Source organism: Sphingomonas sp. SORGH_AS_0438 (genome assembly GCF_031453475.1).
In the GTDB taxonomy this organism is placed as follows: Bacteria; Pseudomonadota; Alphaproteobacteria; order Sphingomonadales; family Sphingomonadaceae; genus Sphingomonas.
Map to the genome: position 1 here is coordinate 535307 of NZ_JAVIZS010000001.1, position 11995 is coordinate 547301.

Below are 11995 nucleotides of genomic sequence, written 5' to 3' on the forward strand. Positions count from 1 at the left end.
GGGCACCGGGAATAGCGAACGGCCGGGCCATGCGGCCCGGCGACATGCCGTCTCCTATCGCCGGACGTCCAGGCCGCCCGCGACGAAGGCGTCGATATCCGCCTGGCGGAACAGCGCCGCGTCGCCGGGCAGCGAATGTTTGAGCGCGGCCAGCGCCAGCCCGGTGCGCGCCGCGCCCAGGCTGTCCTGCCCGGAGCGCAGCCCGTGCAGCACGCCCGCCGCGAAAGCGTCGCCGCCGCCGATCCGGTCGACGATGCCGGCGATCAGCACCTCGTCGGTCTGGGCATAGCCATCGCGCGTGTCGATCCGGGCGGACAGGCGGTTGCTGTCGACATGCTCGACATGGCGCGCGGTCGAGGCGATCGTCCGGAGGCGGGGGAAGGCCTGGAACGCGGCTTCCGCTGCGGCCCGGCGGCGATCCTCGCCCTCGCCGGCAAAATCGTCGCGGCCGAGTAGCAGCGCGATGTCGCGGTGGTTGCCGAACATCAGGTCGGCCTGTTCGACGATGCGGCGCAGGATCGCGCGCGGATCGCCGTCCCAGCGCGCCCAGAGCTTGCCGCGCCAATTGCCGTCGAACGACAGGGCGATGCCGCGCGCGGTGGCCGCCTCGGCCGCCGCGATGGCGGTTTCGGCGGGCACCGGCCCCAGCGCCGGGGTGATGCCCGATAGATGCAGCCGGTCGACGCCCCGCCAGGATCAAGTCCCAGTCCCAGGCATCGGCGGGGGCTTCCGCGAAGGACGACCAGGCGCGATCATAGACGACCTCCGTCGCGCGCAGCCCTGCGCCGGAGGTTACGAAGTACAGCCCCATCCGCTCGCCGCCGGTCTGGATGTGGCGCACGTCGACGCCGTGGCCGCGCAGCGTGTCGATCGCCGCGCGACCCAGGTCATTGTCGGGCACGCGGCTGGCGAAGCCGACATCATGGCCGAGCCGCGCGAGCTGGGTGGCGACATTCGCCTCCGCCCCCGCGACCCAGACGTCGAAGCGCGGGCTTTGCATCAGCAATTCGCGCCCCGGTGGCGACAGCCGGAGCATGATCTCCCCGAACGCCAGGAACTTGCCCGTCACGCGACCTTCTCCCCCTTGTCATCGAGCCGGTAGGCGCGGCGCACCAGGCCGCTGGTCAGCTCCTGCGCCAGGTCCGCCGCCTCCCAATCCTCCAGCCGATGCTCGGCGACCAGTCGGGCCAGGAAGGCGCAATCGACACGGCGCGCAACATCGTGCCGCGCCGGGATCGACAGAAAGGCGCGGGTGTCGTCGTTGAAGCCGACCGTATTGTAGAAGCCGGCGGTCTCCGTCGTCATCTCGCGGAAGCGGCGCATCCCCTCCGGCGAGTCGTGGAACCACCAGGCGGGCCCCAGCTTCAGGCACGGATAATGGCCGGCAAGCGGCGCGAGTTCGCGCGCATAGGCGCTTTCGTCCAGCGTGAAGAGGATGATGGTGAGCGACGGATCGGTGCCGACCACGTCGAGCATGGGCTTGAGCGCCGCGACATAGTCGGTGCGCATCGGGATGTCGGCGCCCTTGTCGCGGCCATGGCTGGCGAACAGGCCGGCATTGTGGTTGCGGAAGCTGCCGGGATGGATCTGCATGACCATGCCGTCCTCGATCGACATGCGCGCCATCTCGGTTAGCATCTGGGCGCGGAACAGCTCGGCATCGGCCGCGTCCCAGTTGCCGCCGGTGATGCGTGCGAACAGCGCCTCGCATTCGGGGGTGGAGAGATTGGCGGTGCGCGCGGTCGGGTGGCCGTGATCGGTCGCGGTCGCACCCGCCGCGCGGAAATCGGCCCGGCGCTTGCGATGCGCGGCGAGATAGCCCTGCCAGCTGCCGACATCCTCGTTCGTCAGCTCGGCGAAGCGCCGCATCGCGCCCGCGAACTGCTCATGCTCGACATCGATCACGCCGTCCGGGCGATAGGTGGTGACGACGCGTCCCTGCCAGCCCGAGGCCTGGATGGCGTGATGCGCGTCCAGATCGTCCTGCGCACCCTCGGTGGTGGCGAGGAAGTCGATGCGGAACCGGTCAAACAACGCGCGCGGGCGGAAGGCGGGGGTGGCCAGTGCCGCGCCGATCGCGTCGAAATAGAGATCGGCGGTCGACGACTCCAGCGCCACGTCCAGGCCGAACACCTCTGCGAAGACATGGTCGAGCCACAGGCGCGATGGCGTGCCCCGGAACAGATGATAATGGTCCGCCAGCACCCGCCAGGCGGCGCGCGGATCGGTCGCGGGGCGGCCGGACCGGGACGGGATCGCCAGCGCGTCGAGCGACAGGCCCTGCGAATAGAGCATCCGGAACAGATAATGGTCGGGCGCCAGCAACAGGCTGGTCGCGTCGGTCCAGGGTTCGTCGGTGGCGAACCAGCGCGGGTCGGTATGGCCGTGCGGGCTGACGATCGGCAGCGCGGCGACCTGGGCATAGAGGCTGCGGGCGATGGCGCGCGTGCCAGGATCGGCGGGGAACAGGCGGTCGGGGTGGAGTTCCAGGCGACGGGTCACGATTATCCTCTCTGGTCATGCACCGCCTTGCGCGGATTGTCGGGGCGGGGTGGTAATCGGTGGCGGCGGCAAGTCAATCGGACCGGGCCGGACTTGCCGAGCCCGAACCGGCGCGGCAGGGGAGAGCCGAACAGCGGCGAAAAGCCTTTGGGGGAGTGGATATGGAGAAGCTGTCGAACACGACGTTGGCCCGCGTGCCTGCCGATGTGGCGGCCCCGCGCGACCGGCGCCCGGTGACGATCGGCATCGTCCATTTCGGACCCGGTGCCTTTCACCGCGCGCATCAGGCCGCCTATGTCGATGCGCTGCTGGACAGCGACCCGCGCTGGGGGATCGCGGTGGTGTCGATGCGCAGCCGGGGCACGATCGATGCGCTGGCGGCGCAGGACGGGCTCTATACGCTGGCGATCCGGGATGCCGAGTCCGGCTTCCGGGTGATCGGCGCGCATCGGCGCTTCCTGTCGCCCGACGACGCGGCGGAGACGCAGGCGCTGCTGGCCGACCCGGCGGTCGGGCTGGTGACCAGCACCGTGACCGAGAAGGGTTATTGCCTGGCGGCGGACGGCACGCTCGATCTGGCACATCCCGATATCGTCTATGATCTGGCCGGGGAGGGCACGCCGCGCAGCCTGGTCGGCTGGATCGTCGCCGGGCTCGCCGCGCGCCGGGCGGCGGGCACCATGCCGTTCGTGGTGATGCCGTGCGACAATCTGGCGAACAACGGCGCGAAGCTGCGCGCCGCGCTGGTCGCCTTTGCCCGCGTGCGCGATCCCGAACTGGCGAACGGGATCGACGCGACGCTGGACGTGCGCTCGACCATGGTCGACTCGATCACCCCGGCAAGCGATGCCGCCCTGGAGGAGGTGGTGTCGGCGGCGCTGGGCGGGCTGACTGACGCCGCGCCGGTGCAGCGCGAGGCGTTCACGCAATGGGTGATCGAGGATAATGGCCGGCCGCTGGGTCCCGATCTGGGCGCGGTCGGCGCGACGCTGACCGACGATGTCGCCGGATATGAGCGGGCCAAGCTGCGCATCCTGAACGGCAGTCATTCGACCCTGGCCTATGCCGGGCTGTTGCGCGGTCATGACAGCGTCGCGGCGGCGATGGCCGATCCGGCGCTGGCAGGCTTCGTCGAGGCGATAATCCGCGACGAGATCGCTCCCATATTGCCCGATGTGCCGGGACTGGACCTGGCGGCCTATGGCGCGGCGGTGCTGGCGCGGTTCCGCAACCCGGTGATCGTCCACCGGCTCGACCAGATCGCGCAGGACGGATCGCAGAAGCTGCCCTATCGGCTGGGCGACACGCTGGCCGCGCACCGGGCGGAGGGGCGGATGCCGCGCCATGTCGTGGCGGCGCTGGGCTGCTGGATCGCCTTCCTGATCACCCGCGCCAGGGCGGGAACGCCGATCGTCGATCCGGCCGGCGAGAGGCTGGCGGCGATCGCGAAGGGCGGCGATCCGCTGGCGGTGACCAGCCGACTGGCAGAGGCGGCGATCGGTTTCCACCCCGGCCTGTTCGAGGATGCCGCCGTGATCGAGGCGATCGCAACGGCGGCCGGGGATGCGCTGGCCGGGCGGTGGGATAGGCTGCTCGACGCGGCCTGACCGGGCGATCGTGCGTGCGGGGCGATCAGCCGCCCTGCACGCAGTGTTGGAGCGCCGCGGTCAGGTCGGCCGGCGCGCTGGGCTTGGGGCAGATACGCGCCTTGGGATAGCGGCGGCGGAGCTCGCCGTCATCGGCATGGCCGGAATGGAAGATCAGCGGCACGCCATCGGCATAGAGCCGATCGGCCGCCGGAAACACCGCGCCATCGGTCAGCCGCACGTCGAGCAGCGCCGCCGCCAGCGCCCGCGAGCCGAGCCGGTCGATCATGGCCTGCGCCTCGCTGACGCTGGTGCACGGCCCCTCGACGCAGAAGCCTGCATCCTCGATCGTCATCTGCAGGTCCATCGCGATGAACAGCTCGTCCTCGACGAGCAGCACGACCTCACTCATCGACCAGCACGCTGCCCGGCAACAGGATCTCCATGTGGAAGCGCCCGACCTCGACCGAACGGGTCAGCGTGCCGCGCAACTGGCGGACGCTGGTCTCGACCAGGATCGAGCCGAAGCCCGGCTTGCTGGTCGCCGTCGGGGCATCGACCTGTTCGCATTCCTCGTTCCATATCACCCTCACGCCGCCATCCTCGCAACGCCAGCCGATGGTCAGGCTGCGCGCGTCGGGACTGCTCAACGCACCATATTTGATCGAGTTCGTTGCCCATTCGTGCAGGATGAGCGCGATCGGCGACAGGCATTCGCGATCGAGCGTCAGCGCCGGCCCCTCGATCCGGATCCGGCCCTGCTCATCATAGGGCGCGAGCGTCGCGGTGACGAGATCGCGCAGGTTGATCGCCTGGGGCGTGCCGGCGGGCGAGGCGAGCGAATGCGCCCGGCCCAGCGCCGCGATGCGGTTGCGGATATCCTCTGCGAAGCTCGGTACGCCGCTATGGCTGCGCGCGGCGATGGTGACCATGCCGGCGATGACCGCGAACAGGTTCTTCACCCGGTGGTTCATCTCGCGCAGCATCAAGTCGCGGGTTTCCGCCAGCAGATGCTCGGGCGTCACGTCGATCGACACGCCGACCAGCCGCTTGGGCGTGGAATTGGCGACCAGCCGGCCGATCCCCTTGACCCAGCGGATCGCGCCATCGTCTTGCCGGACGCGGAAGGTCGCCTCGAAGTCGCACTCGCCCTGGATCGCCCGGTCCAGTGCCGCGTCGATATCCGCCCGGTCCTCGGCGGGAACGCGCGACAGGACGGGATCGATATGGCCGGCATCCGGGTCGCGCACGTCCAGAAGATCGCGCTCGGTGGTGTCGAGCGTCGTCGTGCCGGTGTCGGGGCTATACTCCCACACGCCGATCCCGGCGGCGCGGATCGCCAGGTCCAGCCGCTCGCGTTCGGCGGCGAGCTGGCGTTCCAGCGCCAGCGCCTCGGTGATCTCGGTCAGCACCAGCGTGGTGCCGTCGGTCTCGCCCGACTGGGTGTGATAGGGCAGGACCCGCATCGAGAAGATGCGCCCGCCGTCCAGCGTCGCCACCCGGCGCTGGACCGGCGCCGCGCCGCCCGCCACCGCGCGCGCATCGTCGAGATGCGTCGATCCGGAAAGCCGGCTGGCGACATCGGCGAGCGGCCGCCCGCGATCGGCGGGCTTGAGCGGGAAGACGCTGGTCGCCGCCGCGGTGAAGCTGCGCACCCGCTGCTCGGCGTCGAGCACCACTACGGCGAGGTCGGTCGATTCGTAGAAGTTACGCAGGTCGGAATTGGCGATGGTGAGCTGGTCGACCTTGCTCTTCAGCTCGTCATTGACGGTGGAGAGCTCCTCGTTGGTCGATTGCAGCTCCTCGTTCATCGACATCATTTCTTCGTTGGAGCTCTTCAGCTCCTCGTTCGCCGTCTCCAGCTCCTCGATCGCCGAGCGCAGCCGGTGGCGGGTCAGGCGCAGCTCGTCCTCCAGCGCCTCGAAATGATCGTCGCCCGATTCCAGGTCGTGCAGTTCGCCGCCGTCATCGGGGCGGAACGGGCCGGTGTCGCGGAACACGCAGAGCAGGCTGCCGTCGCCCAGCGGATCGCAGATCACGTCGACCGGCTGGACGCCGTAATCCGTCTCGATCCGGACGTCGCGCGCGATCACCCGGCGGCGTTCGTCCCGGGCCTGGCGCAGCAACGGCCCGATCACGGTGCGCAGGCCGGCCCGCGCCAGGTTCACCGCGCTGCTGCCGCCGGTACGGGTGACGGGAAATTCGAAATAGCGGCCGAGCTTGCCATAGGCGGAGATGATCGCGCCGTCCTGGTCGACGACCAGGCTGGGCGGGGCATAGCGTTCGACCAGCCGGCGCACCGCCAGCCGTTCATTGGCCAGCGACGGCGACTCGCCGCCGCCCTCGCGCTCGCGGCGCGGGGGCCGGTCGCGCGCGCTGGCGGGCAGGTCGATCGGATAGTTGGGCGCCCCCGGCGAGCGTTCGAACAGCCGCGCCGGCTGGTCGATCGGCCGGAACATATGTTCGAACCGGCTGACCGTCTCCGATGGGCCCAGGAACAGGTAGCCGCCCGGCCGCACCGAATAATGGAGCAGCGGCACCACCGATTGCTGCAACCGGTCGTCGAAATAGATCAGGAGGTTGCGGCACGACAGCAGGTCGATGCGCGAGAAGGGCGGGTCCTTGACCAGGCTGTGGCTGGAAAAGCGGATCATGTCGCGGATCGTCGCCGACATGGCGAACCGCTCGGCATGGAGGATGGTGTAGCGATCGCGCAGGTCGCCCGGCAGGTCGGCCAGGGCGGCGGCGGGGTAGGTGCCCTCGCGCGCGATCGCCAGCATCTGTTCGTCGATATCGGTCGCGAAGATCTGCACGGCCAGCGGCTGGCCGGTCAGGCGCGCCGCCTCCGCGAACAGCATCGCGATCGTATAGGCTTCTTCGCCGCTGGAGCAGGCGGGAATCCAGACGCGGATGTCCTCGTCCGGCGCGCGTTCGCGCATCAGCGGCTCGATCGCGCGGGTGCGAAGCACCTCGAACGCCTCGCCGTCGCGGAAGAAGCGGGTGACGTTGATCAGCAGGTCGCGGAACAGCGCCTCGCACTCGCGCGGGTCGGTGCGGATGCGCGCCAGATAGGCGCGGCCGGTGTCCAGGCCCAGCACATGCATCCGTCGCTCGACCCGGCGGACCAGGGTCGAGCGCTTGTAGCCCGAGAAATCATGGCCGACCGCGGTCCGCAGCACGTGGCACAGGTCGTCGATATGGTCGGCGACGACATCCGCCTCGATCGCGCCCGGTCCCCGCCGGCGACGGTCGAAGAAGCTGCGGATGCACTCCAGTATCTCGCCGGCCGGCTTGACGAAGTCGATCAGCCCGGTGCCGACCGCCGATAGCGGCATCCCGTCATAGCGTGCGCTTTCCGGCTGCTGGACGATGCAGACGCCGCCATTCTCCTTGACCGCGCGCAGCCCGGTGGTGCCGTCCGCGCCGGTGCCCGACAGGATCACGCAGGCGGCATTGGCCTGCTGGTCGACGGCCAGCGACTGGAAGAAATCGTCGATCGGGCGGCGCAGCCCGCGGGGCTGCTGGAAATCGGTCAGCTTCAGCCGGCCGTCCTGGATCGCCAGGCCATGGCCGGGCGGGATGATATGGACCGTGTCGGGCTCGATCCGCTCGCCGCCCGCGCATTGCAGCACCTTGAGCACGGTGTTGCGGTCGAGCAGTTCGGCCAGCATGCTCTGGTGATTGGGGTCGAGATGCTGGACCACGACAAAGGCCAGGCCGGTCGGCAGGCGCGCCGGCGCCAGCATCTCGCGCAGGGCCTCCAGCCCGCCGGCCGATGCGCCGATGCCGACGACCGGCACGGCGGCGGCGGCCGACGGCGTCACCGGCTCCTGCGCCTGGACGACATTATGCATCGGTGTTCATGTCGAGGCCCGCCAGCATCATCTTCGCCTGCGCGATGGTCGCGGCGCTGTTGGCGATGGTCAGCAGCGTGCCCTCCACCACGATCCCGGCTTCCTCCGCGATCGGCACCAGCCTGCCCAACGTCGACTCCAGCGCGGCGTTGTAATCGGCCAGCAGGTCGCCGTGCGAGCGGCTGACATCGAATTGCGACGCGAAGAGATAGGGCGTCCCGCCGCTCATGGCGCGCAGCCGCGACATATAGAGGAGATTGACGAAGGGGCGGCCATCCTTGCGGAAGTTGACGATCAGCGTGCGGACATTGGGTTGCCGCTCATTGGCGATGAACTCGCGCAGCCGCGCCCGCGCTTCGATATTCGGCGCCTTGTGCTGAAGCATTCGACAGTTGCGGCCGACCACATCGTCGGGTTCATAGCCGGTCAGCGTGGTGAACGGGGCATTGACATAGACCAGCGGATTGTCGTCCGCCGCCGAGGCCACCGCCAATGCGACGCGGGACTGACGCAGATAGTCGACCAGCGTTGAGGGAAGCTCGGAGTGCACGTCGGGCCTGTCGTTCGAGGGGGAATGGGGATTAGCCGCATCAACCTTATCCAAACAAGGGCCGCGCAGGAAGGGCTATGCGCATACCGGGCGATTTCGGCCGTCCCGCCGGGCGACACCCGATGAACTGCGGCGACACCGCCCCTATGTAGCGACACGACCCGTCCGTCCGTTCAACGAAAGACTGTCCATGACGACTGCCGCGCTGACCCTGCCGACCGAACTGCCATCCTTCTCGGCGCTGACGCCGGACGCGATCCTGCCCGCGCTGGACCAGGCGATCGCCGACCAGGACGCCACGGTCGCCCGGCTGGTCGAGACGCGGCCGACCGGGTTCGATGAGGTGTGGATGCCGCTGGAGCGCTGCGGCAACGCGATCGACGCGCTGTGGTCGGCGGTGTCGCACCTGCACGGCGTCGCCGACACGCCCGAACTCCGCGCCGCCTATGCCGAGGGGATGGGGCGGCTGGTCGAATCCAGCACCCGGCTGCACCAGAATCGTGACCTGTACGACCTGCTGGTCGCACTGACCGCATCGCCGGCCTTTGCCGACCTGTCCCGCCCCGACCGGGTGGCGGTGGAGCGAGCGATCCGCGACTTCACCCTGTCGGGCGTCGCGCTGGACGCGGAGGCGCGCGCGCGTTTCGCCGAAATCTCGGTCGAGCTGTCGCAGCTCGGCACCGCATTCGGCAGCGCGGTGCTGGACGCCACCGATGCCTGGTCCGAGCATGTCACCGACGTGGCGCGGCTGGCGGGCGTGTCCGAGGCTGATCTCGGCATGTTCGCCGCCGCCGCCCAGGCCAAGGGGCTGGACGGCTGGCTGGTCACGCTCCACCAGCCGAGCGTCAGCGCGATCCTGACCTTCGCGGAGGATCGCGACCTGCGCGCCGGCGTCTACCGGGCCTTCGGCACGCGGGCGTCGGACCAGGGGCCGGATGCCGGCCGTTTCGACAATGGCCCGCGCATCGCCCGGCTGCTGACCCTGCGCCACGAGTTGGCGCATCTGCTGGGCTTCACCGACCCCGTCGCCCTGTCGCTGGCGACCAAGATGGCGCCCGACGCGGGCGAGGTGCTGACCTTCCTGCGCGATCTCGCCAAGCGGGCGCGGCCGATCGCCGAGCGCGAACTAGCCGAGCTGCGCGACTATGCCGCGGCCGAGCTGGGGATCGCCGATCTCCAGCCCTGGGACGTCGGCTTCGCCAGCGAGCGGCTGCGCGCCTCGCGCTATGCGGTCGACGAACAGGCGGTGCGCGCGCACTTCCCGGTCGAGCGGGTGCTGGAGGGGTGGCAGGCGCTGCTTGGCCGGCTGTTCGGCATCCGCCTGGCCCGGCGCGAGGATGTCGATTTGTGGCATCCCGATGCCCGTTATTACGATGTCGCCGATGAGGATGGCAGTGTCTTCGCCGGCCTGTATCTCGACCTCCATGCCCGCCCCGGCAAGCGCGGCGGCGCGTGGATGGCGGAGGCGCGGCCCCGCCTGCGCGACGGCAACACGGTCAGCGTGCCGGTCGCCTATCTGGTCTGCAACTTCGCGCCGCAGGGAACGGGGACGCCGTCGCTGCTCAGCCATGGCGACGTGCTGACGCTGCTGCACGAGACGGGCCATTGCCTCCATCATCTCTGCACGCTGATCGACCGGCCGGGCATCGCCGGCACCAGCGGCTTCGAATGGGACGCGATCGAGCTGCCCAGCCAGTTGATGGAGGATTTCGCCTGGGACCGGGCGGTGCTGACCAGCATGTCCGGCCATCACGTCACCGGCGCGCCGCTGCCCCCGGCGATGTACGAGGCGCTGGTCGCGGCGCGGCGCTATCATTCGGCGATGATGGTGGTGCGGCAGATCGAGTTCGCGCTGTTCGACCTATTGCTGCACCTGGGCACGATGGGCACCGACCCGATGGAGGTGCTGGAGGCGGTGCGCGACGAGGTGTCGGTGATCCGCCCGCCCGAATGGCACCGCTTCCCCCATGCGTTCAGCCACATCTTCGCCGGCGGCTATGCGGCGGGCTATTACAGCTATCTATGGGCGGAGGTGCTGGCCGCCGATGGGTTCCAGCGCTTCGCCGAGGCGGGGCTGGTCGACCGGGCGACGGGCGACGCGTTCCGCGCCGAGGTGCTGGCGCGTGGCGCAAGCCGCCCGGCGGCGGACAGTTTCCGCGCGTTCCGGGGCCGCGATGCCGGGATCGACGCGTTGCTGGTGCGGCGCGGCCTCGCCTGAACCGAGGGGCGGGGGCGCGTCAGCCGCGCGTCTCCGCCACCGGCGTCAGCGCGCGGCCGGTGGTGAACCAGCTCGCCAGATTGTCGACCACCAGCTTGCCCATCGCCGCGCGCGTCCGCTCCGACGCGGAGCCCAGATGCGGGAGCAGCACGACCTGCTCCATCGCGACCAGCGCCTCGGGCACGTTCGGTTCGTCGGCATAGACGTCCAGCCCAGCGGCGAGGATGCGCCGCTCCGCCAGCGCCGCGACCAGCGCGTCCTGATCGACGACGCTGCCGCGCGCGACGTTGATGAACACGCCGTCCGGCCCCAGCGCATCCAGCACCCGCGCATCGACCAGATGGCGGGTGCCGGCGCCGCCCGGCACGATCGCGATCAGCGCGTCCGATGCCGCCGCCAGCGCCGCCGGGCTGTCATGATAGGCATAGGCGACCTCCGGCTGCCGCGAACGACCGTGATAGGCGATCGCGACATCGAAGCCGTCCAGCCGCCGCGCCACCGCCTTGCCGATCGCGCCGAGCCCGAGAATGCCGACGCGTCGGCCGCGCAAGCTGGGCGACAGGGGGAAGGGACCCCGCCGCCACTCCCCTGCGCGCACGAACCGGTCCGCCTGGGGCAGGCGGCGCAGCGTCGCCAGCATCAGGCCGATCGTCAGGTCGGCGACCTCCTCGTCCAGCACGCCCGGCGTGTTGGTGACGACGATCCTGCGCGCGGCGGCGGCGTCGGCGTCGATCGTCTCGTAGCCGACGCCGAAATGGGCGACGATCTCCAGCGCGGGCAGGCGGTCGAACCAGCGCCCGTCGATCCGCCCGGCCGCGCCGCCTACCGCCATGCCGCGGATGCGGGGCGCGACCGCCGCCAGATAACGGTCCGGGTCGGGCTGCTCCCACAGACGGTGCAATGTGAAGTCCCGCTCAATCGCCTCGATCACGTCCGGCGCCATCGGGGCGGGCATCAGCACGTCCACGCGATCCGGCCCGGTCATCGCCGCCGCCCGCCATTGGTGGTGCGCAGGTCCGGCCTGGGGGGCGGTGTCCAGCCGGGCGGCGGGGCCGGGCGTTGCTGGCTGGTACCCAGGCCCATCGCCCCCGGCTGCTGGCGGGTCAGCCCCGCATCGCTGGCGGCGCGGGCCTCCTCGGCACTCGCCCCGCCGCGCATCAGGGCGATCTGGTCGCGCAGGCGCGACGCCGTTTCGAAGTCGAGCGCCACCGCCGCCGCCTCCATCTTCTCCCGCAATGTTCGGATATCATCGTCCATGCAGCGGCAACGCGCCAGCCACCCGCCC

At 70.2% G+C, this 11995-nt stretch carries 8 protein-coding genes and 1 pseudogene; 2 read left to right on the plus strand and 7 right to left on the minus strand.

Annotated elements, in window-relative coordinates; genetic code table 11:
* Window positions 1–54: 54 nt before the first annotated feature.
* Both QE452_RS02610 and uxaC read right to left on the minus strand, forming a co-directional pair.
* Window positions 55–1036, minus strand: a pseudogene (locus tag QE452_RS02610) (sugar kinase).
* 29 nt (window positions 1037–1065) lie between these two features.
* On the minus strand, window positions 1066–2502 hold the full coding sequence (uxaC, locus tag QE452_RS02615) for a glucuronate isomerase (RefSeq protein WP_309658536.1): 1437 nt from the start codon (window positions 2500–2502) through the stop codon (window positions 1066–1068).
* 161 nt (window positions 2503–2663) lie between these two features.
* Between uxaC and QE452_RS02620 the strand changes: the two genes are divergently transcribed.
* Window positions 2664–4109, plus strand: a complete 1446-nt coding sequence (locus QE452_RS02620; RefSeq protein ID WP_309658537.1) for a mannitol dehydrogenase family protein — start codon at window positions 2664–2666, stop codon at window positions 4107–4109.
* A gap of 25 nt (window positions 4110–4134) precedes the next feature.
* On the opposite strand, the gene QE452_RS02625 is transcribed toward QE452_RS02620, so the two are convergent.
* The 3 genes from QE452_RS02625 to QE452_RS02635 are packed head-to-tail and all read right to left on the minus strand — an operon-like array spanning window position 4135 to window position 8492.
* The gene (locus QE452_RS02625) at window positions 4135–4500 is read right to left on the minus strand and encodes a response regulator (RefSeq protein WP_309658538.1); all 366 of its coding nucleotides are present in this window, start codon (window positions 4498–4500) and stop codon (window positions 4135–4137) included.
* Window positions 4493–7942, minus strand: coding sequence for a chemotaxis protein CheB (locus QE452_RS02630; RefSeq protein ID WP_309658539.1), 3450 nt, complete (start codon window positions 7940–7942; stop codon window positions 4493–4495). Before QE452_RS02630 ends, QE452_RS02625 begins: the two co-directional genes overlap by 8 nt.
* Window positions 7935–8492, minus strand: a complete 558-nt coding sequence (locus QE452_RS02635; RefSeq protein ID WP_309658540.1) for a PAS domain-containing protein — start codon at window positions 8490–8492, stop codon at window positions 7935–7937. Before QE452_RS02635 ends, QE452_RS02630 begins: the two co-directional genes overlap by 8 nt.
* A 190-nt stretch (window positions 8493–8682) precedes the next feature.
* Between QE452_RS02635 and QE452_RS02640 the strand changes: the two genes are divergently transcribed.
* Window positions 8683–10710, plus strand: coding sequence for a M3 family metallopeptidase (locus QE452_RS02640; protein ID WP_309658541.1), 2028 nt, complete (start codon window positions 8683–8685; stop codon window positions 10708–10710).
* Between the two features lie 19 nt (window positions 10711–10729).
* Here QE452_RS02640 and QE452_RS02645 read toward each other — a convergent pair whose 3' ends face one another.
* Window positions 10730–11695: a 2-hydroxyacid dehydrogenase gene (locus tag QE452_RS02645; RefSeq protein ID WP_309658542.1), complete on the minus strand. Its 966-nt coding sequence runs from the start codon at window positions 11693–11695 to the stop codon at window positions 10730–10732.
* The gene (locus tag QE452_RS02650; protein ID WP_309658627.1) at window positions 11692–11967 is read right to left on the minus strand and encodes a UvrB/UvrC motif-containing protein; all 276 of its coding nucleotides are present in this window, start codon (window positions 11965–11967) and stop codon (window positions 11692–11694) included. Before QE452_RS02650 ends, QE452_RS02645 begins: the two co-directional genes overlap by 4 nt.
* Between the last annotated feature and the right edge of the window lie 28 nt (window positions 11968–11995).